The organism is Metabacillus arenae, assembly GCF_014773385.1.
Lineage (GTDB): Bacteria > Bacillota > Bacilli > Bacillales > Bacillaceae > Metabacillus_D > Metabacillus_D arenae.
The window spans coordinates 1-23,069 of record NZ_JACXAI010000047.1; the positions used below are offsets into that span (position 1 = coordinate 1).

General features: G+C 39.3%; 19 protein-coding genes and 2 tRNA genes. All 21 read left to right on the forward strand.

The window, feature by feature from the left end; genetic code table 11:
- The first annotated feature begins 779 nt into the window (after nucleotides 1-779).
- The 21 genes from spoIIE (at nucleotide 780) to IC621_RS23740 (ending at nucleotide 22,888) form a co-directional block, all read left to right on the forward strand.
- Entirely contained in the window at nucleotides 780-3,263 is a 2,484-nt protein-coding gene (gene spoIIE / locus IC621_RS23640; protein WP_191162100.1) for a stage II sporulation protein E, read from the forward strand.
- Between the two features lie 525 nt (nucleotides 3,264-3,788).
- A complete protein-coding gene (locus IC621_RS23645; protein ID WP_191162102.1) occupies nucleotides 3,789-4,526 on the forward strand; it encodes a vWA domain-containing protein in 738 nt (245 codons plus the stop codon).
- Entirely contained in the window at nucleotides 4,492-5,481 is a 990-nt protein-coding gene (locus IC621_RS23650) for a protein kinase domain-containing protein (RefSeq protein WP_191162104.1), read from the forward strand. The genes IC621_RS23645 and IC621_RS23650 overlap by 35 nt, the downstream gene beginning before the upstream one ends.
- A gap of 102 nt (nucleotides 5,482-5,583) precedes the next feature.
- On the forward strand, nucleotides 5,584-6,996 hold the full coding sequence (gene tilS, locus IC621_RS23655; protein WP_191162106.1) for a tRNA lysidine(34) synthetase TilS: 1,413 nt from the start codon (nucleotides 5,584-5,586) through the stop codon (nucleotides 6,994-6,996).
- The gene (gene hpt, locus IC621_RS23660; RefSeq protein ID WP_191162107.1) at nucleotides 6,993-7,532 is read left to right on the forward strand and encodes a hypoxanthine phosphoribosyltransferase; all 540 of its coding nucleotides are present in this window, start codon (nucleotides 6,993-6,995) and stop codon (nucleotides 7,530-7,532) included. Before tilS ends, hpt begins: the two co-directional genes overlap by 4 nt.
- A gap of 106 nt (nucleotides 7,533-7,638) precedes the next feature.
- A complete protein-coding gene (gene ftsH, locus IC621_RS23665; protein WP_191162109.1) occupies nucleotides 7,639-9,573 on the forward strand; it encodes an ATP-dependent zinc metalloprotease FtsH in 1,935 nt (644 codons plus the stop codon).
- Nucleotides 9,574-10,449: 876 nt separating this feature from the next.
- Nucleotides 10,450-11,223 (forward strand): type III pantothenate kinase, encoded by a 774-nt coding sequence (locus IC621_RS23670; protein ID WP_191162111.1) that lies wholly within the window; start codon nucleotides 10,450-10,452, stop codon nucleotides 11,221-11,223.
- Nucleotides 11,224-11,264: 41 nt separating this feature from the next.
- Nucleotides 11,265-12,143 (forward strand): Hsp33 family molecular chaperone HslO, encoded by an 879-nt coding sequence (gene hslO / locus IC621_RS23675; protein WP_191162113.1) that lies wholly within the window; start codon nucleotides 11,265-11,267, stop codon nucleotides 12,141-12,143.
- Between the two features lie 62 nt (nucleotides 12,144-12,205).
- Nucleotides 12,206-13,120 carry a peptidyl-prolyl cis-trans isomerase gene (locus IC621_RS23680; RefSeq protein ID WP_191162115.1) on the forward strand — a complete coding sequence of 305 codons (915 nt, stop codon included), beginning with the start codon at nucleotides 12,206-12,208 and terminating at the stop codon, nucleotides 13,118-13,120.
- Between the two features lie 73 nt (nucleotides 13,121-13,193).
- The gene (gene cysK / locus IC621_RS23685; protein ID WP_191162117.1) at nucleotides 13,194-14,117 is read left to right on the forward strand and encodes a cysteine synthase A; all 924 of its coding nucleotides are present in this window, start codon (nucleotides 13,194-13,196) and stop codon (nucleotides 14,115-14,117) included.
- A 326-nt stretch (nucleotides 14,118-14,443) separates the two neighbouring features.
- Nucleotides 14,444-15,859: an anthranilate synthase component I family protein gene (locus IC621_RS23690; protein ID WP_191162119.1), complete on the forward strand. Its 1,416-nt coding sequence runs from the start codon at nucleotides 14,444-14,446 to the stop codon at nucleotides 15,857-15,859.
- 10 nt (nucleotides 15,860-15,869) lie between these two features.
- Nucleotides 15,870-16,457 (forward strand): aminodeoxychorismate/anthranilate synthase component II, encoded by a 588-nt coding sequence (pabA, locus tag IC621_RS23695; protein ID WP_191162121.1) that lies wholly within the window; start codon nucleotides 15,870-15,872, stop codon nucleotides 16,455-16,457.
- Nucleotides 16,458-16,459: 2 nt separating this feature from the next.
- Entirely contained in the window at nucleotides 16,460-17,335 is an 876-nt protein-coding gene (pabC, locus tag IC621_RS23700; RefSeq protein WP_191162124.1) for an aminodeoxychorismate lyase, read from the forward strand.
- Nucleotides 17,336-17,338: 3 nt separating this feature from the next.
- Nucleotides 17,339-18,196: a dihydropteroate synthase gene (gene folP / locus IC621_RS23705; protein ID WP_191162126.1), complete on the forward strand. Its 858-nt coding sequence runs from the start codon at nucleotides 17,339-17,341 to the stop codon at nucleotides 18,194-18,196.
- Nucleotides 18,189-18,551 (forward strand): dihydroneopterin aldolase, encoded by a 363-nt coding sequence (gene folB, locus IC621_RS23710; protein ID WP_191162128.1) that lies wholly within the window; start codon nucleotides 18,189-18,191, stop codon nucleotides 18,549-18,551. The genes folP and folB overlap by 8 nt, the downstream gene beginning before the upstream one ends.
- A complete protein-coding gene (gene folK / locus IC621_RS23715; RefSeq protein ID WP_191162130.1) occupies nucleotides 18,548-19,069 on the forward strand; it encodes a 2-amino-4-hydroxy-6-hydroxymethyldihydropteridine diphosphokinase in 522 nt (173 codons plus the stop codon). The genes folB and folK overlap by 4 nt, the downstream gene beginning before the upstream one ends.
- Nucleotides 19,021-19,236, forward strand: a complete 216-nt coding sequence (locus tag IC621_RS23720) for a helix-turn-helix domain-containing protein (RefSeq protein WP_191162132.1) — start codon at nucleotides 19,021-19,023, stop codon at nucleotides 19,234-19,236. The genes folK and IC621_RS23720 overlap by 49 nt, the downstream gene beginning before the upstream one ends.
- Nucleotides 19,237-19,249: 13 nt before the next feature.
- Nucleotides 19,250-20,251, forward strand: coding sequence for a tRNA dihydrouridine synthase DusB (gene dusB / locus IC621_RS23725; protein WP_191162134.1), 1,002 nt, complete (start codon nucleotides 19,250-19,252; stop codon nucleotides 20,249-20,251).
- A gap of 325 nt (nucleotides 20,252-20,576) precedes the next feature.
- Nucleotides 20,577-22,076: a lysine--tRNA ligase gene (gene lysS / locus IC621_RS23730; protein WP_191162136.1), complete on the forward strand. Its 1,500-nt coding sequence runs from the start codon at nucleotides 20,577-20,579 to the stop codon at nucleotides 22,074-22,076.
- Nucleotides 22,077-22,545: 469 nt separating this feature from the next.
- Nucleotides 22,546-22,621 (forward strand) — tRNA-Thr (locus IC621_RS23735).
- Nucleotides 22,622-22,812: 191 nt separating this feature from the next.
- Nucleotides 22,813-22,888: transfer RNA gene (locus IC621_RS23740), tRNA-Lys, on the forward strand.
- The last annotated feature ends 181 nt before the right edge of the window (nucleotides 22,889-23,069 follow it).

A 23,069-nucleotide genomic window follows, 5' to 3' on the forward strand; every position in this document is an offset into this window, starting at 1 on the left:
CTTACTATCACTGGTTCCTCTATTAAGGATAAGACTTCTTATGTTTCAAAAAACCAAGTGAACCTCATTTTGATGCGTTGGGGGGAGGCTTCCATCTGTGGGGTCTCCTCAGCCCCACTAATCCTGAAGAAGTCTAAGTGCTCGTGAACGTTACCCATTAAAATTAAATCCAACAATCTTTGTCATCGCAACATAATCCCTGTACTAAATCACAAAGAATTCACACACCCTCCAATAATTATTTCATACCCTGTGATTTCCTATGTGTTTTTACAATGTTCGCACCTCTAAAGTAAACCCGTTAGTTATATGCAGGGCTGGTTTTTTTATCAGTTAAGAAAGTTTAAGTTAATTAAAGTATGAACGTGATAAAGAGTGGTATCTATGTCCAGCTCCGAGCGCCATCGGCCCTTAGGTCACAAGTCAATCCGTCAAGAAGGTTAAAGAACAACCTTCATGCCGGCTCGCCTTGTGCTTGTCGCCGATAGGCGGGGGCTCTGCGCTTTTCGTTCTCTTCACGCGGTACCAGGTACCAAAGGTATCTGGTACCGATTTACCGATTTATTCCTAAAACTCTTCTCTCTTTTTCCTATCGATTCTACCTATTCTTCCAAACTTTTTATATGTTTTTAAAAAAAATAAACGCGAATTAAATAGTTTTTGTCGCAACCTCAAAAAACAGTCGAACTTTTCTTATGGTTTGGTCCCTTTTTTTGACAAATTAATAGAATTCCCTTCGTTATAATTACAATCAACATAACAAATGTGGGGGAATGAATATGGAAAAAGTAGAAAGAAGGTATATGGAGCCGGTTGCAGGATTATCTTTTGAGAAGACTCAGAATTGGATGAATCGAACGGTTCAACGTTTAGCTACAAAACTTCAAACCCTTTTTTTCCATAAAGGTATTATTTTTATACTGATAGGCTTTCTTTTGGGACGAGCCCTTATTCTTTCAGAAATACTTCCGTTTGCCCTTCCGTTTTTCGGTGCCATCCTCTTAATGAAGAAAGATAAAGCTGTATTGTCAGCTCTTGCTTTAATTGCAGGTGGATTAACCTTATCACCCCAAACCTCTTTATTCCTTGCAGCCTCGGTCGCCTTGTTTTTACTTTTCAATCGGATGAGTGTCTTTTTTATAAAGGATCGGGTAAAATCTCTGCCATTTCTAGTTTTCACGACAATGGCAGCCGCTAGACTCGGCTATGTTTATGCAGATAATGGTTTCTTGACAATGTATGATTATATGATGGGAGCAGTAGAATCGGGATTAGCCTTTATACTCACGTTAATCTTTTTGCAAAGTATTCCGATTATTTCGGCCAGGAAGTATAGACAGTCATTGAAAATTGAAGAGATTATTTGTGTGATGATTTTGATCGGATCTGTTATGACAGGATTAGTAGGAGTGAACTATCAGGATCTTCAGGCTGAACATATTCTTTCACGCTACATCGTCCTACTGTTTGCCTTTATTGGAGGTGCAAGTATTGGCTGTACAGTAGGTGTCGTAACAGGTTTGATCTTAAGTCTGGCTAATGTTGGAAATCTCTATCAAATGAGCTTGCTGGCCTTTTCAGGATTGCTGGGAGGATTGTTAAAAGAAGGAAGAAAACTTGGAGCTTCAGTAGGCCTTTTAATTGGCTCGCTATTAATTTCTTTATATGGTGAAGGGTCTGCTGAACTAATGACAACATTGCTGGAATCGACGATTGCAATTGGTTTATTCCTGCTTACTCCCAGTTCAATAACTGGTAAGCTTGCAAAATATATTCCGGGAACGGTTGAGCATACAAATGAACAACAATTATATGTAAGGAGAATTAGAGATGTAACCGCTCACAGAGTAGATCAGTTTTCAAAGGTATTTTTAGCTCTTTCCGAAAGTTTTGCTACTTTCTATGAAAAAAGTGAAGGAGATGAAGAACAAAGAGAGATTGATCTGTTTTTAAGCACAATCACTGAACAAACATGCCAGGGCTGCTATAAAAAAGAGAGGTGCTGGGTTCAAAATTTTGATACAACTTATGATTTGATGAAGCAGATTATGTATGAAACAAAGGAGGATAATTATCACACCAATATCAAATTAAAAAAGGAGTTTCAAAATCACTGTTCAAAATCAAAACTAGTCGAGGGGGCGATTGAACAAGAAATTAATTATTTCCATGCAAATAAAAAATTAAAGGAACAGGTTCAAGACTCAAGGCGTCTTGTGGCAGAGCAGTTGTTAGGGGTTTCACAAGTAATGGAGGACTTTTCCCGAGAAATAAAAAGAGAAAGGGAAAATCATTTTATACAAGAAGAACAAATATTAGATGCTCTTCAGGGCTTTGGAATTGAAATTGGGCATGTTGAAATATACAGCTTGGAGCAAGGAAGTGTTGATATCGAAATGAGTATCCCGTTCTGTGACGGTCATGGAGAATGCGAGAAAATTATTGCTCCAATGCTTTCAGATATATTAGAAGAAATGATTGTCGTGAAGCATGAAGAATGTTCAAGCTATCCTAATGGGTATTGCCATGTTTCCTTTGGCTCATCCAAGGCCTTCCGAGTGGATAATGGGGTAGCTCATGCTGCTAAAGGAGGTGGCCTTGTCTCTGGGGACAGCCATTCCTTAATTGAGCTTGGAATGGGTAAATATGCAATTGCTATCAGTGATGGCATGGGAAATGGGGAGCGTGCACATTTCGAAAGCATGGAAACCATCAAGCTATTAGAAAAAATCCTCCACTCAGGAATGGATGAGAAAATAGCGATAAAAACAATTAATTCTATCTTGTCCCTGCGGACTCAAGATGAAATCTATTCAACTTTAGACTTATCTATAATTGATCTTCAGGATGGATCTTGTAAATTCTTGAAAATCGGCTCAACTCCAAGTTTTATCAAAAGAGGTGATAAGGTATTAAAGGTTCAATCGAGTAATTTACCAATAGGGATCATAGAGGAGTTTGACGTCGATATTGTCGGGGAGCAATTAAAAGCTGGTGATCTTTTAATCATGATGAGTGATGGCATATTTGAAGGGCCAAAGCACGTAGAAAACCATGATCTTTGGATGAAGAGAAAAATAAAAGACATGCAAACTGATAACCCTCAGGAAATAGCTGATTTAATTATGGAGGAGGTTATTCGAACACGCGGTGGAAAAATAGAAGACGATATGACGATAGTTGTATCTAAAATAGAACATAATACTCCAAAGTGGGCCTCCATCCCAACAGGTCATTACATAAAAAAGGGCCAAGTGTCATAATCCTCCCAAGCAAGTGATCAAGACCTTTTTGGCTTATTCCGATGACTGATTCAAAAAACATTCCTATTTTTAAACTAAAGTTTTTTATCCCATCTTTAAAGAGTAAAAAAACTTCTTCCCTCAATCTTCAGAGGAAACAAAAGAGATAACTGCCTTAATAGATTCGATTGGTTCAAGGGCGCTTGTGGCTATTCCAACGTTATGTGGCAAGTGCCTTTTGCAACCACCTTATCAGCACATCCTGTGTCCCTTTTCCTGCAGATAATTATATCACGTTCTTTATAGAGTAGCCTCGTCTTTTCCCCCACATTTATATAGAGTATAGCCATCCTGTTTCCGTTAATTGAAACAGGATGTTCTGGTTTAGCGTTTCTCATTTCTAGAGCATTTTTTTCGGATAGTATAAACCCTTCTTAATTTGTCGAGGCTGATAGTAATTAAAGTTTTACTATTACGAAGGGAAAAGCCTTAAGAGTTTCATAGAAGTAACGACACCATTGCTTTTCAAATGAGGAGGAGCTAAATATGAGTCGAGGTAACATTAAACAAATTTTGCTTATTACAGACGGATGTTCGAATCAGGGCGAAGACCCGATTGCCATGGCTGCTTTTGCAAGTGAACAAGGAATAACTGTTAATGTGATTGGTGTATTAGAAGAGAATGTGATTGATGAAGAGGCTGTTCAGGAAATAGAGGGAATTGCAATGTCAGGAGGCGGTGTAAGCCAAATTGTTTACGCCCAGCAGCTTTCTCAAACTGTGCAGATGGTAACACGAAAGGCTATGACTCAGACATTGCAAGGTGTAGTTAACAAAGAACTTCAGTCTATTTTAGGTAAGAAAGTGTCTATGGAGGAGCTTCCTCCTGATAAACGCGGGGAAGTAATGGAGGTTGTCGATGAGCTTGGTGAGACTGTCGGCCTTGAAATACTTGTGCTGGTGGATACTAGTGCCAGTATGAAGCCAAAGCTGCCAACAGTTAAGGAGGCACTTCTTGACTTGTCTATTAGTTTAAATTCCCGAATCGGAGATAACATGTTCTCTGTCTTCGTATTTCCTGGGAAAAAACAAGAAGTGGAAAATATCTTAGAGTGGACACCAAAGCTTGAATCCTTATCATCAATATTCCCTAAGCTGGCTGTAGGTGGAATTACACCAACCGGTCCAGCAATAAAGGAAGCAATCCAATCTTTCAAATCAAAGAAATCACTAAGGAGTATGTTGAGAGATGATGAGCAATACTTCGATGAATCAAGCTTGTAAAGTAGCTGTCGGAACGATTATTAAAGGGAAATGGCATCGTAACAGCTATAAGATCCTAAAAATCCTTGGATATGGTGCCAATGGAGTCGTTTACCTTACTGAAGGAAACACAGGTCTGGCAGCATTAAAGCTAAGTGACAATAGTATGTCGGTTACATCCGAAGTGAATGTGCTTAAACATTTCTCAAAGGCCCAAGGATCTTCCATTGGGCCTTCTTTGATTGATGTTGATGATTGGAATCGTACTGGAAACGAGAAAATGCTCTCATTTTATGCAATGGAATACATTAAAGGCGACTTATTGTTGGATTTTTTTAGAAAAAAAGGACCTGAATGGGTTCCCGTCATGATTATGCAATTACTGAAAAATTTATCAAGCCTGCATGCAAGCGGGTGGGTTTTTGGAGATTTGAAACCTGAAAATTTAATTGTAAGCGGTCCTCCTCCGAAAATAAGATGTATTGATGTAGGAGGTACAACTCAGACAGGCAGGGCAATAAAAGAATTCACCGAATTTTTTGATAGGGGATATTGGGGTCTTGGTACACGAAAGGCTGAACCCTCATATGACCTTTTTGCCGTTGCTATGATCGTAATTAATGCTGCTTATCCAAAACGGTTTGTTAAGAAAGAAGATGGGAAAAATCAATTGTGGGAAGCAATAGACCAAGACCCTTTCTTAAAAAAGTATGAAAAGGTTTTAAAGAGTGCACTTTTAGGGAAATACGAAAGTGCTGACACTATGAAAAAGGATTTTATCATTACTAATGAGCCAAGCAGGCAGAGGAAAAGCACCCCAGTTCGCCGAGCTTCTCCTGTAGGTAACATGGCGGGCAAAACGAGGGTATCCATTAAAAAAAAGAAGAAAAAATCTTCAGGTTTTGTTGAAACCCTTGCTATATTAGCAAGTGTATTTATCCTTTATTCTTTATATGTTTACTATTATCTCCTGTAAATATGGCGATCATGTGAACTTAAGACGTCATCTTTGCAGAATAGGAAGAAAGAATGGTAGGATAACAATATCTTTCACCAACTCTAAGATTGAGGGAAGCTTGTGGATCAATTTTACCGGTTTTTCAAACGAAATTCTTTAATAAAAGATGGTTCAACAATTGTTGTAGGAGTTTCAGGCGGTCCTGATTCCTTAGCATTGCTTCATTTATTGTCAGCTTTAAAGAAAAAGGGAAGTTTTCGATTAGTTGCCGCCCATTTGGATCATATGTTTCGAGGCAAACAGTCTGAAAACGAGAAGAAGTTTGTGCAAAAGTATTGTCAAGATCGAAACATCGAGGTGGAAACTGCTCAAGTAGATGTCTCACAGTTTGCAAAGGAAAAAAAACTAAGCTCCCAAGTAGCTGCAAGAGAATGTCGATACCAATTTTTCAAAGAAATAATGGATCATTACCAAGGCGATTTTCTAGCTTTGGGCCATCATGGTGATGATCAAATTGAAACTATTTTGATGAGATTTGTCAGAGGAGCTGCAGGAAGGGCTTTAGCGGGGATGGAAGAAATCCGTCCATTTCACACTGGATACATCATTAGGCCTTTATTAAGGGTAACAAAGGATGATCTGTTAAATTATTGTAATCAACACAATCTTAATCCCAGATTTGATCCTAGCAATGAAAAAGATGATTATACAAGAAACAGATTTCGAAAATATGTCCTGCCTTTCTTAAAAGAGGAAAACCCAAAAGTTCATGAACGTTTTCAACTTTTTAGTGAAAATGTGCTAGAAGATGAAGCGTTTTTACAGGAATTATCGATGGAAAAGATGAATAAAGTATGGAATAGGAAAAAGGACAAAGAAAGCGAGCTTGAAATCAAGCCTTTTCTTAAGCTCCCTTTGTCTTTACAAAGAAGAGGGATTCAACTAATATTAAACTATCTCTATAAAAGAGTTCCATCATCTTTGACTTCCATACATATTGAGAGTTTGCTCCATTTACTCTCCCAAAAACATCCTTCAGGTTCGCTCGATTTACCAAATGGACTAAAGGCAGTGAAATCATACGATAATTGTTTGTTTACATTTGCACACAAAAAGGAAATAGAGCCTTATGAGCTGGAGTTAAATCCTCCAAAAAGGATCGTCCTGCCGAACGGAGCAGAAATTAGTGCTCATAAAGGTCCATTTCCTAAGGAATATGTTAATGGAAATAATTTTTTTATCGTTAAAGAAGAAAGAGTAACACTTCCTTTCATTGTCCGGTCGCGAAAATCAGGAGATAAGTTGAAAGTAAAAGGCATGAACGGAACGAAAAAGGTTAAAGATATATTTATTGATGAAAAAACTCCTTTATACGAGAGAGACGAATGGCCTGTTGTGCTAGACAGCTCTGGTCAAATCCTGTGGCTTCCAGGATTAAAAAAATCTTCAATTGAGGATTTTAATGTTACAAACGAAGAATACATTGTATTACAATATAAGAAGCAAGCTGTTGTAGGGGGCTATAGTGAATGATTCAAGACATCGAAAAGGTGCTTATTTCTGAAGAGGAAATTCAGAAAAAAGTACAAGATTTAGGGAAGACACTAACAGAAGAATATCAAGATCGTTTTCCACTTGTTATTGGGGTGCTAAAAGGTGCAATGCCTTTTATGAGTGACCTTATTAAACGAGTTGATACATACTTAGAAATTGATTTCATGGACGTATCAAGTTATGGAAGCTCTACTGTTTCTTCTGGAGAAGTCAAAATCCTAAAAGATTTGGATACTTCTGTAGAGGGCAGAGATATTCTTATTATCGAAGACATCATTGACAGCGGGCTAACGTTAAGCTACTTAGTCGAGCTTTTCCGTTATCGAAAGGCAAAATCAATTAAGATTGTTACCCTCTTAGACAAACCTGCCGGCAGAAGAGCGGCCATTAAAGCTGAATATGTTGGTTTTGAAGTGCCTGATGCGTTTGTTGTTGGATATGGTCTTGACTACGCTGAAAAATATCGAAACTTACCGTTCATCGGTGTCTTAAAGCCTGAAGTATATCAAAAATAACAACAGTATCCAACAAAGAATGTAAGGCTTTTGCATTCATTGAATTGGTATGATTTTCTATGATACTATTGAATATAGTTGTGCTTACTGTGGGAGGAGGTAAGGAATGAATCGGATCTTCCGGAATACCATATTTTATTTACTAATCTTTTTAGTTGTCATTGGGGTCGTTAGTTTCTTTAATGGCAGCAATCCAAAAACTGAGCCTATGACTTACAGCACCTTTATTGATCACCTGGAAAAAGGTGATGTTGAAGAAATCACCGTTCAGCCTGTCCGCGGTGTCTTTGAGGTGGAAGGAAAATTAGAAAACTATGAAGAGGACCAGACGTTTTTAACCCATATTCCTGACCAATCGGGGATGCAGAGGGTTGAATCAGTTGCTGCTGACACAAATGTGGATATCCAGCCAGCAGAAGAAACAAGCGGCTGGGTGACATTCTTTACATCCATAATTCCGTTCGTCATTATTTTCATCCTTTTCTTCTTTTTGCTAAACCAAGCTCAAGGCGGCGGAAGCCGAGTTATGAACTTTGGTAAGAGTAAAGCTAAACTTTATAATGAAGAAAAGAAAAAGGTTAAATTCAAAGATGTTGCAGGTGCAGATGAAGAGAAGCAGGAGCTTGTTGAAGTCGTTGACTTTTTAAAGGATCCGCGGAAATTCTCTGAAGTCGGTGCACGTATCCCGAAAGGGGTCCTTCTTGTTGGACCACCTGGTACTGGTAAAACATTACTTGCAAGAGCGGTAGCTGGTGAAGCTGGAGTCCCATTCTTCTCGATCAGCGGATCTGATTTTGTTGAAATGTTTGTCGGGGTCGGTGCGTCTCGTGTCCGTGATCTCTTTGAGAATGCGAAGAAAAATGCACCTTGTATTATATTTATAGATGAAATTGACGCAGTCGGAAGGCAGCGTGGCGCAGGTCTTGGCGGCGGCCATGATGAGCGTGAACAAACGCTGAACCAATTGCTTGTTGAAATGGATGGGTTTGGAGCGAATGAAGGAATTATTATTATTGCAGCGACAAACCGACCAGACATTCTTGACCCGGCCCTATTACGTCCTGGACGTTTTGACCGTCAAATTACGGTGGACCGCCCTGATGTCACTGGCCGTGAAGCTGTCTTGAAAGTTCACGCACGCAATAAACCTTTAGATGACTCTGTTGATTTAAAAACGATTGCGATGAGAACACCAGGATTCTCTGGAGCTGATCTTGAAAATCTGTTGAATGAAGCGGCGCTTGTTGCAGCAAGGCATAACAAAAAGAAAGTTGATATGTCAGATATTGATGAAGCAACAGACCGAGTAATTGCAGGTCCTGCGAAGAAGAGCCGTGTTATTTCGGAAAAAGAACGGAAAATTGTTGCTTATCATGAAGGCGGACATACTATTATTGGTATAATCCTTGATGAAGCTGATGTTGTTCATAAAGTGACAATTGTCCCTCGTGGCCAGGCAGGCGGATATGCAGTTATGCTTCCAAAAGAAGACCGCTACTTTATGACAAAACCTGAACTGCTTGATAAAATTGTCGGACTATTGGGCGGCCGTGTGGCAGAGGAAATTATTTTTGGTGAAGTAAGTACTGGAGCAAGTAATGACTTCCAGCGTGCTACAGGAATTGCCCGCCGAATGGTTACTGAGTTCGGGATGTCTGAAAAGCTCGGGCCTCTGCAATTTGGCCAATCTCAAGGTGGTCAAGTGTTCTTAGGACGTGACTTTAATAATGAACAAAACTACAGTGATGCGATCGCTCATGAAATCGACAAAGAAATTCAACGCATTATGAAAGAAAGCTATGAGCGCGCGAAAGTAATCCTGACAGAGAACCGTGACAAGCTGGAGCTTGTTGCAAAAACTCTTTTAGAAGTGGAGACACTTGATGCTGCGCAAATTAAGCATTTAATTGATCACGGAAAACTGCCTGATCGTCCCGTTTCAACAGATTCCTCTGAAGAGGGTTCAAAAGAAGACGTGAAGGTAAACATCCAATCAAAAAAAGAAGAGACAACTGAAGAGTCTGATAAAAAAGAGGATTAATTGTTGTTTCTATCTGCCGCCAGCTTACTAGTTGGCGGTTTTTTCAAAAGATAAGAAAGTGTAAAATCCGACCCTACCACAGACCTGGATACTGTGGTATTTTTCGTGTATGGAAACAAACATTTTGAAAAGGTATTCGTCGACCAGCAATTGGGGATCCATCGGATGATAAGACTGGAAAGACGTTACGTTTAAGGAAACAGGTAAAACGGATGGAAAAGAAAAGACAGAAACGATAAGCGTAGAAGAATGACCTGGCACACAAACGTAAAATCTGGCCAAAATTACCAAGCAAGATGGAAAAATTTGCATAAAAAAGTTGGACCTGGTCGTAAAGAGAGTAAATCGATCAACTCAGCTCTTCTTACAAATTGAACTTTTTAAACTTCGCTTAAATCGTTCAATCCGAACCAAAAAGGTGGAGAACCCCGATACCAACTCCGATTTTCCTTGTTGTCCAGGGCAGGCGGACTGAACGTCCTAGTATGTCAGGCATAAAGCCATAACTTCTTTGCCAGCCTCGTCCCTATGTCATGAGCCAATTTCCCGATAGGGTTAAAGGACAACCTTTCACACCGGGTCGCCAGAATGCTTGTCGTCGAAGGAATAGGCCTTGCGCTTTTCGTTCTTCGTGCTTTCCATAAGGGAATCCGAAATCCCATCGTAATGGAAGGTTCACTTTATTTTCTAAAATAACTGCTTTTTATGATATGATGATGGCAGAATAATTTCAAAAAAAGGCTAGAATTTATATGGTGTGACTAGAACAAAGAGGCAAAAATTGGAAGTTCCTTCAGCCCTCCATCTTTTGTCCGGCTTAAAAAGGCATCATTGCTTTTCCTTAGAATAGAGAACATATGTAGAGTGGTGATTAATGTGATATTAGTGTTGGATGTTGGGAATACAAATACTGTGATTGGTATTTATGATCAGGATGAATTGAAGTTTCACTGGAGAGTGGAAACAAGCCGTAATAAAACGGAAGATGAATACGGAATGCTCTTTAAATCTTTATTTGAGCATGTAGGTATCTCTTTTGCACATATAAAGGGAATGATTATCTCCTCTGTCGTGCCGCCAATCATGTTTGCGCTCGAAAGAATGTGCACGAAATATTTTCACTTAAAGCCGTTAGTGGTTGGTCCCGGTATAAAGACAGGTTTAAATATTAAATATGAAAACCCCCGAGAAGTAGGTGCTGACAGGATTGTCAATGCTGTTGCAGGTATCCATTTATATGGAGGGCCTCTTGTGATTGTTGACTTTGGAACAGCAACAACATATTGCTATATTAATGAATCAAAGCAATATATGGGCGGCGCGATTGCTCCTGGTATAAATATTTCAACAGAAGCTCTTTATTCTAGAGCGGCTAAGCTGCCGCGAATTGAGATCGCTCGTCCAGACAATATAATCGGAAAAAATACAGTGAGTGCTATGCAATCCGGGATACTATATGGATATGTCGGACAGGTAGAAGGTATTGTAAAAAGAATGAAGGAACAGTCAAAAGCAGAACCTAAGATCATTGCCACTGGCGGATTAGCATCTTTAATTGCGAAGGAATCGAACATAATTGATGTGGTAGATCCTTTTTTAACCCTAAAAGGACTACAGTTAATCTATGAACGAAACATTCATGACCAATGATGGGAATCTACAGCAGAGTGTAATAAAAAGGAGAATACAGTATGGATTATTTGGTAAAGGCCTTAGCGTATGATGGACAAGTTAGAGCTTTTGCAGCTAAGACAACAAACACAGTTGGAGAAGCCCAAAGAAGGCATTACACATGGCCAACGGCATCTGCCGCATTAGGAAGAACGATGACTGCAGGGTTAATAATGGGAAGTATGCTTAAGGGTGAAGAGAAATTGACGATAAAAGTAGAAGGCGGGGGACCATTAGGCGCGATCATTGTTGACAGCAATGCAAAAGGAGAGGTTAGAGGATATGTTACCAATCCGCAGACGCATTTTGATTTAAATGAGCATGGAAAGCTTGATGTAGCAAGGGCTGTTGGGCGAACAGGGACGTTATCTGTTGTAAAAGACCTTGGTTTAAGAGATTATTTTACCGGACAAGTTCCCATCGTTTCCGGGGAGCTGGGTGAAGATTTTACGTATTATTTTGTTACGTCTGAGCAAGTTCCCTCATCTGTAGGCGTAGGGGTTCTTGTTAATCCGGATAATTCAATTCTAGCTGCTGGAGGTTTTATCATTCAGTTGCTTCCAGGCACAAATGAAAAGACAATCACAGAAATTGAAACCAGTTTAAATAGTATAGAACCCATTTCAAAGCTCATTCAAAATGGCTTACTTCCTGAGGAGATTTTATATGAAGTGTTGGGCAAAGAAAAAGTAAAAGTATTAGAAAAAATGCCTGTCTCCTTCCACTGTCCATGTTCTAAAGAACGGTTTTCAGCAGCTATTATTGGCCTTGGGAGAACAGAAATTCAAGAAATGATTGATGAAGACGGGAAAGCGGAGGCTGAATGTCATTTCTGTAATGAGAAATATATTTTTTCGAAGGAAGAACTAGAAGAATTAAGAGATGAGACGGCCAGATAAGATCTTTTTCAGGAAGGCTCACTTTCATAAAAGAGCATCTTTTTAAAGGGAGTGGAGAGGGATTGAACGGGAAGACCCTGTGGATGATCATTTTTGGATTGGTGATTATAAATTGTTTTACAGTCGGCTACTTTGTAACAAAAGGGGGATTCGTTTCTGCAGGGGCAGGAAGCGGTCATGGTGGAGAAGAAATTGCTTCAATCGGAAGTGAAAAAATCACTAGAAGCGAATGGCTGGCTGAGCTGGAAAATCGGTACGGAAAAGAAACGTTAGAAGAAATGATTAATACAAAGGTAGTTGAGGAATTGGCTGCAAAGCATAAAATTTCTGTCTCGGACAAAGTCATTGACCGCGAACTAAAAATGTTTAAAGCTATGTATAATTCATTTGATAATCAAAAGTTTGAAAATGAAGAAAAATGGCGAGATCAAATTCGTTATAGTATTTTATTAGAAGAATTGCTGACTAGAGATGTAGTCGTGCAGGAGGAAGAAGTACGCAAGTTTTATGAAAACAATCAAGAGCTTTATCAAATTGAAGATACATATCATCTTTCCCATATTGCTGTTAAAAGTGAAGAAGAGGCAAAAAATGTTTTAAAAGAGCTGGCTGGCGGCTCGAGTTTTGAGGCAATTGCAGCAGAAAGGTCAATCGATGAATTCTCTGCAAGCGAAGGTGGAGATCTTGGTTTTGTTTCTGCTGCTGATGAATACCTTCCTTCAGAGTATATTGAACATGCTAAAATACTTGAAGAAAATATGTGGTCGAAGGATCCGATTAAAACGGATGCAGGCTATGCTATTTTGTTGGTGCAAGAGAAAATTAAAGGCAAACAATTTGGATTTGATGAAGTAAAGCAACAAATTAAAAGGCAAATTGCATTGGAACAAATGGAAGGGAATGTATCTGTTAAACCGTTATGGGAAGAAGTTGAAGTCGAATGGTTCTATGGAACTAAAAAAAATGAGACTAAATGATTGACAATTCAAAATATACTTGCTAAATTGTATATAATACCAATAAAATTACTCGGAAATAGAGGTGTTTTTTGTGTCCCGTGTGGCAAATTCTGTTCATGAAATAATTGGCCAAACACCGGTTGTAAAGCTAAACCGTATCGTTGGCGAAGACAGCGCAGATGTTTATTTAAAACTTGAGTTTATGAACCCTGGAAGCAGTGTAAAAGATCGTATTGCTTTAGCAATGATTGAAGCAGCAGAACAAGAAGGAAGTTTAAAAGAAGGCGATACAATTATTGAACCTACCAGCGGCAATACTGGAATCGGACTGGCTATGGTGGCTGCAGCTAAAGGATTAAAAGCAGTTCTTGTTATGCCTGATACAATGAGTATGGAACGACGCAACCTCCTGCAGGCTTATGGAGCTGAATTAGTATTGACTCCAGGTGCTGAAGGAATGAATGGGGCGATTCGTAAAGCCGGCGAGCTTGCTAAAGAAAATGGGTACTTTATGCCTCAGCAATTTAAAAATGAGGCCAATCCAAAGATTCACCGTGAAACAACAGGAAAAGAGCTTGTTGAACAATTTGGTGATCAGTTGGATGCTTTTGTCTCTGGAATTGGAACAGGAGGTACCATAACTGGTGCCGGAGAAGTTCTGAAGAAAACCTATCCGAATATTAAAATTTATGCAGTAGAACCTGAGGATTCTCCAGTTCTTTCCGGTGGAAAACCAGGCCCGCATAAGATTCAGGGAATTGGAGCAGGATTTATTCCAGATATTCTAAACACAGAAGTATATGATGAAGTCATTAAAGTCAAAAATGAAGAGGCTTTCGAATATGCTAGAAAGGCAGCGAGAGAAGAAGGAATCTTGGGCGGTATCTCTTCTGGAGCAGCTATCTTTGCAGCCCTAAAAGTAGCAAAACAATTAGGTAAAGGCAAAAAAGTAGTCGCTATCCTCCCGAGTAACGGAGAACGCTATCTAAGCACACCGCTATACCAATTTGATTAAGAAACAGCCATAAGGCTGTTTTTCTTTTTTTGAGATCAGAAAGTTTAAAAGTTTAAATTGATTAAAGTATTAACGTGTTAAAGTCGACTATCGATTTCCAGCGCAGGCGGACAGGACGTCCTAGTGCCGGCAGGCATAAGGCCGTGACGCCTTTGCCGGCCAGGCCCCATCAGCTCGCCTTGTGCTTGTCCCCGCAGGACTAACGCTCTGCGCTTTTCTTTATTTTTGGTAAAGGTACCCGCAGTACCTGTTACCAAAAAATAAAGAATGCGTTCAAGCTTACATTTATGTACAATAGAGATAATAGATATTTAGGAGAATTCATCATGGTAAGATCTAAAAGGAAACCTAAAGCGTTGTGTATCACGTATAGCCAAGACTTCTTTAAGCAATATCAGTTTCTAACAAAGGATAAGTCTTACCACGTTTTATTAGAGAGCGGGAGAGGCGGCCGGTACCATATAGCCGGCATCGATCCGCAAGCCATTTTTAAAGCTAAAAATGGAACCGTTGAGATTCGAAATGACGATGGTAATGTCCTGCATCAGGAAGGAGATCCTTTCGACCTTTTTGAAGAATGGATCGCTCCATATCGTTCATTAAGGGACGAGGCGATGCCTGATTTCCAAGGGGGAGTGCTTGGCTTTATCGGATATGATTCAGTTCGTTATTTTGAAAAGCTTCCAAATATATCGGCTGATGATCTTTTGCTTCCTGATTTATACTTTTTGTTGTTCAATGAAGTAGCTGTGTATGATCAGCTGGAAGGATTGCTTTGGCTGATTACTCACTCTGATCAACCAGAAGATGAACAAGCGAACCAAACGTTGCAGGAGATGAAGAAGTTATGGACAACTGAACCTTCCGTTGTTGAATACATCCCTGATGCAAGCTATTCATCAGACCGTAAGCTTGCTTTTACAGAGCAAACATTTATGGATGCTGTTGAACAGGTAAAGGAGTATATCGCTCAAGGAGATGTTTTTCAAGTTAATCTTTCGATCAGGCAAGAAAAGCAAACGTCTTTACATCCTATGAAGGTCTATGAAACATTGAGAAGAATAAACCCATCCCCTTATATGGGGTACCTTCATTTTCCTGAATTTCAAATTGCCTGCGGATCCCCGGAGCTTCTTGTAAAGAAAGAGGGAGAAAAGGCCAGCACTCGCCCAATTGCAGGGACCCGTTCAAGGGGTGTTAATGATGATGATGACACCCGCTTGGCAAATGTGTTGATCAAAAACGAGAAAGAGTGTGCAGAGCATGTCATGCTAGTTGATTTAGAGCGGAATGATCTAGGGCGAATATGTGAATATGGATCTGTAGAAGTAAATGAATTCATGACAATTGAGAAATACTCCCATGTGATGCATATCGTTTCAAACGTTCAAGGCAAGCTTTCTAAAGGAACAAACTTTAAGGAAATTGTCAGAGCAACTTTTCCTGGGGGTACAATAACAGGTGCACCAAAAGTACGCACAATGGAAATTATAGAAGAGCTTGAGCCTACTAGAAGAGGGCTGTATACGGGATCAATCGGTTGGGTAGGATTTAATGAGGATGTAGAACTCAATATTGTTATCAGGACATTGCTTTTTCAAAAAGGGAAGGCATTCATGCAATCTGGTGCAGGCATTGTCATTGATTCAAATCCTAAGCATGAGTACAAGGAATCATTAAAAAAGGCAACAGCAATGTTAAAAGCATTGGAGCTTAGTGAAGAAGAGAATATGAACTTATGAGGTGAGCAGAGTGATTTTAATGATTGATAATTATGATTCGTTTACGTATAACTTGGTTCAGTATTTAGGTGAATTAGGAGAAAATTTAGTAGTAAAAAGAAATGATGAAATAAGTGTAGAAGAGATTGAATTGCTAAACCCTGATTATTTAATGGTTTCTCCGGGACCATGCAGTCCAAATGAGGCTGGAATTAGTTTAAAGGCGATTGAACATTTTGCAGGCAAAATCCCTATTTTCGGTGTTTGTCTTGGGCATCAATCGATTGCTCAAGTATTTGGAGGAGACGTTATTCGCGCTGAAAGGCTGATGCATGGGAAAACTTCGGAAATAATCCATGATGGCGAGACCATTTTTAAAGGTCTTGAAAACCCTTTGACTGCTACACGATATCATTCCTTAATTGTGAAAAATGAGACGCTTCCAAAGTGTTTTGATATAACCGCTCGGACTGCAGAAGGAGAAATAATGGCGATTCGTCACAAAGAGCTTCCGATAGAAGGTGTACAATTTCATCCTGAATCGATTATGACATCCTTTGGTAAAGAACTGTTAAACAACTTTATCAATCGATATCGGAAATTAGAAGAGAGTGTATAAACTTGTTTATTTATTTAAATGGTGAATTTGTTAAAGCAGAAAAGGCTGGAATTTCACCTTTTGATCACGGCTATTTATATGGATTGGGAGCCTTTGAGACGTTTCGTGTCTATCAAGGGCACCCTTTTTTGTTGAAGGATCATTTTCAAAGGCTGCAAAAAGCTCTAAATGAACTAAATGTTCAATCAGACCTGTCATATGAGAGGATGAAGGAAATCGTTCAGGAGCTAATAAAAGTTAATAAGGCAGAAAAAGAGGAAGTATATGTCCGATTCAATGTTTCAGCCGGAATTGGCGAGGTCGGTCTGCAAGTTTTAACTTACAATTCACCGACAATTATTTGTTTTATGAAGCCGTTATCAGGTAGACTAACGGAAGAGAAAACCGGCCACATTGTCAGCCTTAAAAGAAACACACCTGAAGGAACCTTTCGTCTGAAATCTCATCATTTCATGAACAATATTTTCGCTAAAAGAGAGGTTGGAAACGATCCCTCGATTGAAGGATTATTTCTAACCCAGGAAGGGTTTGTTGCAGAAGGAATAGCATCAAATATTTTTTGGGTAAAAAACAAAACGGTTTATACTCCTTCCTTAGAGACTGGTATATTAAATGGGATTACGAGAGATTTTGTTTTAGCTTGTTTAAAAAGAGAAAATTTTTCATTTCGAGAAGGACTTTTTTTATTAAATGACCTATTGCAAGCGGACGAGGTTTTCGTGACCAACTCCATTCAGGAAATTGTTCCAATAAAAAGCATTGGAACCAAGTCTTTTTCAGGAACGAAAGGACCGATTGTGCAAAGTCTAATAAAAATGTATCAAACCAATCGTCATTTGCTGTTTACTAAGGAAGAGCTGAAAGGGAAAGAAGGATGAACTATGAACCGTTCTTTGTTGAAGAGGAAAAGTCAGCTTCGCTGCGGAAGATTTGACTTAAATTTTAAAGATAAAACACTTATCATGGGGATTTTAAATGTTACACCTGATTCGTTTTCGGATGGGGGTAAGTATAACTGCCTGAAAGAAGCTGTGAAACACGCTAAATTATTAGTTGAACATGGAGCTCATATTCTCGATATTGGCGGCGAATCAACTCGTCCTGGGGCTGATTTCGTTCCGTTTGACGAAGAGCTAGAGCGTGTGATACCAGTTATATCGCGCTTGGCAAATGAAATGGACGTGCCTATATCGATTGACACGTACAAAGCAGAGGTGGCAAAACAAGCCATTGAAGCAGGCGCAACCATTATAAATGATATATGGGGAGCAAAGGCCGATCCGAAAATGGCAGAAGTTGCCGCTCACTACGAGGTTCCAATTATTCTTATGCATAATCGTGAGAAACGAAATTATGAGGACCTTATTCCCAATATGATTGCTGATTTAAGGCAAAGTGTAGATATAGTGAAAGCTGCAGGCGTACAAGATGATATGATTATTTTAGATCCAGGGATTGGTTTTGCGAAAACGTATGAGGATAATCTTGTAGTTATGAACAACCTGGACATGTTTTGTCAGCTTGGTTATCCTGTTCTGCTTGGAACCTCCCGGAAAAGATTCATTGGCAGAGCACTTGACCTGCCCCCTGAGGATCGGACAGAAGGGACGGGTGCGACTGTATGCCTTGGAATTACAAAAGGTTGTGATATTGTAAGAGTACATGATGTTTTAGAAATCTCGAGAATGTCGAAAATGATGGATGTTATGATAAATAAAGGAGGGGCTCACCATGGATAAAATCTATGTAACTGGTATGGAGTTCTATGGATATCATGGCGTATATCAAGAGGAAAACAAACTGGGACAAAGATTCCGGGTAGACCTTACAGCTCAGCTTGACTTGAAGAAGGCTGGCACAACAGATGATCTGGAATACACCGTAAGCTACGCAGATTTATATAAGCTTTGCAAAAACGTTGTCGAAGGGAAACCTTATAAATTAGTAGAAGCTGTCGCAGAGAAAATTTCTGAGGAAGTACTGAGAAATTTTAATCATATTCAAAGCTGTACAATTAAACTGATTAAACCCGATCCTCCGATTCCAGGCCATTATCAGTCTGTTGCAATTGAAATAACAAGAGGCAGATCATGAGTTCGATTGCTTACTTATCGCTTGGATCCAATATAGATGATCGTGAGTATTTTTTAAAGGAAGCTATTACAGCTCTAAGAGACTGCGGTGAGATAACAAATATTTCCTCGATTTATGAAACAGATCCAGTTGGTTATACAGATCAAAACCAATTTTTAAATCTAGTTATTGAAATAAAGACTGATTTATCAGCATCTGAACTGCTTGTTGAAACACAGAAGATAGAAAAAGGGCTTGGCCGTACAAGAAAAATAAAATGGGGGCCTCGCACATTAGATCTTGACATTTTGCTCTATAATCACGAAAATATTGAAACAGAACAGCTTATTGTTCCACACCCAAGAATGCTTGAACGTTCTTTTGTATTAATACCTCTTTTCGAAATAAATCCAAATGTAAGAATTCCAACGAGTAAGCAGCCGCTTTCAATTTTGATAGATCAACTATTAGATAAAGAAGGGGTACGACTATGGAAGCAGAAAAATGGGGAAGACGTATTCGCGCTTTCAGAAAATTAAAAGGATACACGCAGGAAGGCTTTGCGAAGGATCTCGGGGTATCTGTGTCTGTATTAGGTGAAGTAGAGAGAGGGAACAGACTTCCTTCAGAGAGTTTCATCCAAGATGTCGCGTCAGCTTTAAACTTAACTGTGGAGGAATTGGCTCCTCAAGAGAACGAAAAATAAAGGAGGCTTGAAAATGTTTAAAATCGGAGATATTACGTTGAAAAACCGAGTGGTCTTAGCTCCAATGGCAGGAGTTTGCAACGCTGCTTTCCGACTAACCGTCAAAGAATTCGGAGCAGGGCTAGTTTGTGCAGAAATGGTCAGTGATAAGGCGATCCTTTATAATAATGCAAAAACGATGGGAATGCTCTATATTGACGAACGCGAAAAACCACTCAGCTTACAAATATTTGGCGGGGAAAAAGAGACTTTAGTAGAAGCAGCCCGTTTTGTAGACAAAAACACTACTGCTGATATTATCGATATCAACATGGGGTGTCCTGTACCAAAAATAACAAAATGTGATGCTGGTGCTAAATGGCTTTTAGATCCAAATAAAATTTATGAAATGGTCTCAGCCGTAGTCGATGCAGTAGACAAACCTGTTACAGTTAAAATGCGAATGGGTTGGGATGAAGATCATATTTATGCAATTGAAAATGCCCGAGCTGTAGAACGTGCAGGCGGAAAAGCCGTAGCACTTCACGGACGTACCCGCGTTCAAATGTATGAAGGTAAGGCAAATTGGGATATCATTAAAGAAGTAAAACAATCGGTAAACATTCCTGTTATTGGGAATGGTGATGTGCAAACTCCACAAGATGCAAAACGCATGCTGGAGGAAACTGGTGTAGATGGAGTCATGATCGGACGTGCTGCATTAGGAAACCCGTGGATGATCTATCGTACAGTCAAGTTCTTAGAAACAGGGGAGCTCATTGCCGAGCCTCAGGTTCGTGAAAAGATGGATGTCTGCATGCTGCATTTAGATCGATTAGTTTCCCTTAAAGGAGAAAATGTAGCAGTTCGTGAAATGAGAAAGCATGCTGCTTGGTACCTAAAAGGAGTTCGCGGGAATGCTAAAGTTCGAAACGAAATTAATCAGTGTAATACTCAACATGAGCTAATAACACTATTACAAAACTTTGTTGAAGAAGTTGAAGCGAAACAGCAAAACGGTGCGCAAGTCGTCTAACTAATATCATTCACTTCATAGATTTGTACTTTTTCTTTCACCTTTTGCATACTGCCAGTATTCGCTGGCAGTTTTTCTGCTTTTTTATTAGTTAAGAAAGTTTAAGTTAATTAAAGTATTAACGTGTTAAAGGATTTTGTCGTTGTCTGACTCCGAGCACCATTGGTTCTAAGGATATAAGCTAATCCGTCCAAAAGATTAAAGAATAACCTTTCTGCTGGTTATTCTTATGCTTGTTGCCGAAAGACTGGCATACTGCGTTTTTCGATCTTATAGAAGAATAAAAGTGCTTCATAATTATAAAAAATATTGGAGTTGAATCATTATGAGTCAAGAAGAGCTCAATCACCAGGAAATAAATGACCAATTGAGAGTAAGAAGGGAAAAGCTACATACATTACGTGAAAAAGGTCTTGATCCTTTCGGTAAAAGATATGAACGGTCTAATCAAACATCTGAATTAATTGATAATTACAACGATCTGTCTAAAGAAGAATTAGAAGAGAAATCTATTTCTGTTACAATTGCAGGCCGTATTATGACAAAAAGGGGAAAAGGAAAGGCAGGCTTTGCCCACCTTCAGGATTTGTCAGGACAAATTCAGCTCTATGTTAGAAAAGACTCTGTCGGAGATGACCAATATGAGCTGTTTAATACAGCGGATTTAGGAGATCTTGTTGGTGTAACAGGTGTTGTTTTTAAAACAAAAGTTGGGGAGTTGTCAATCAAAGCAACTTCTTTTGAATTGTTAACAAAATCGTTACGCCCACTTCCTGATAAATATCATGGATTAAAAGATATCGAGCAGCGGTATCGTCAACGTTACCTTGATTTAATTATGAATCCTGAAAGTAAAAAAACCTTTATTACCCGTAGTAAAATTATTCAATCAATGAGAAGGTACTTAGATGAACATGGCTACCTTGAAGTAGAAACACCTACTATGCACTCTATCCCTGGCGGAGCATCTGCCCGTCCGTTTGTAACCCATCATAATGCGCTTGACATGCCTTTATATATGCGAATAGCTATTGAATTGCATTTAAAACGTTTAATAGTTGGTGGATTAGAAAAAGTTTATGAAATCGGCAGGGTTTTCCGTAACGAGGGAATATCCACTCGTCACAACCCTGAATTTACAATGATTGAACTTTACGAGGCTTATGCAGATTTTCAAGATATTATGAACCTTACCGAAAATGTGATTGCGCATATTGCTGAGGATGTATTAGGTACCACAACAATCCAATATGGAGAACATAATGTAGACTTATCACCTAAATGGGCGAGAGTTCATATGGTAGATGCCGTAAAAGAAGAAACAGGGGTAGATTTCTGGAAAGAATTGACCTTGGAAGAAGCACGCGCCTATGCTAAAGAACACCAAGTTGATATTGAGGATAATATGACAATTGGCCATATCATTAATGAATTCTTTGAGCAAAAAATTGAAGAAAAACTAATTCAGCCTACATTTATTTATGGCCATCCTGTAGAAATTTCTCCGCTAGCTAAGAAAAATGATCAAGATCCGAGATTCACAGATCGCTTTGAGCTTTTCATTGTCAGTCGAGAACATGCTAATGCATTTACAGAACTAAATGATCCAATCGATCAAAGAGAACGCTTTGAAGCTCAATTGAAAGAACGTGAACAAGGAAACGATGAAGCACACATGATGGATGAAGATTTTGTTGAAGCACTTGAATACGGCATGCCGCCAACAGGAGGACTAGGTATCGGAATCGACCGATTGGTCATGCTTCTCACCAACTCACCATCTATTAGAGACGTGCTCTTATTCCCACAAATGAGACACCGATAAAAATGATTAAAACAAGCGACCTCTGAATTATTTTCAGAGGTCTTTATTGTCAGTTAAGAAAGTTAAAGTTAATTAAAGTATTAACGTGGTAAAGAGTGGTGCTAATGTCCAACTCCGAGCGCCATCGACCCTTAGGTCTCAGGGTCAATCACTCAAGAAGGTTAAAGAACAACCTTCTCTTGACGGCTCGTCTTGTGCTTGTCGCCGAAGGACTAACGCTCTGCGCTTCTCGTTCTTAAAAAAAACCTTGCTAAACAAAAGCTAAGGTGTTATATTATTTTTCGTTGCCAAAAAACACACGGGACGAAAACTTATAAAACTTTTAATACTATATTGACGTCATGAAAGAAGTTTGTTATTATATAAAAGTTGCTTTAAGGAAGTAAATAAACTTTAATTGTTAAGAAGCTCCTTATTGAGACTTTGGTTACCTGTTAACAGATAATAAGTCTTTTTTCTTGCTAAGTTTGCCGGTGTAGCTCAACTGGTAGAGCAACTGACTTGTAATCAGTAGGTTGGGGGTTCAAGTCCTCTTGCCGGCACCACTATTCAATTACATGTGGTAACATTGCTACTCATTATAAAATGAGCCATTAGCTCAGTTGGTAGAGCACGAACGAATAAGCTGCGAAGCGAAACATCAGCGTACTCATCGAGCTGCTGCTTGCATCATCCTCCTGAGATGAGGATGCCTGAGACAAGGACACAACCATATATTACTACTCATTAATAAAATGAGCCATTAGCTCAGTTGGTAGAGCATCTGACTTTTAATCAGAGGGTCGAAGGTTCGAGTCCTTCATGGCTCACCATTCTAGAAGTGAGAATTCGGAAATCAGAAGTCGGATTAAAGCATTGCTTCGAAGCGATGCATATATTTCAGAGCTCTTGCATCTGATCTCTGACATCTAATAAGCGGGTGTGGCGGAATTGGCAGACGCGCTAGACTTAGGATCTAGTGTCTTTATGACGTGGGGGTTCAAGTCCCTTCAC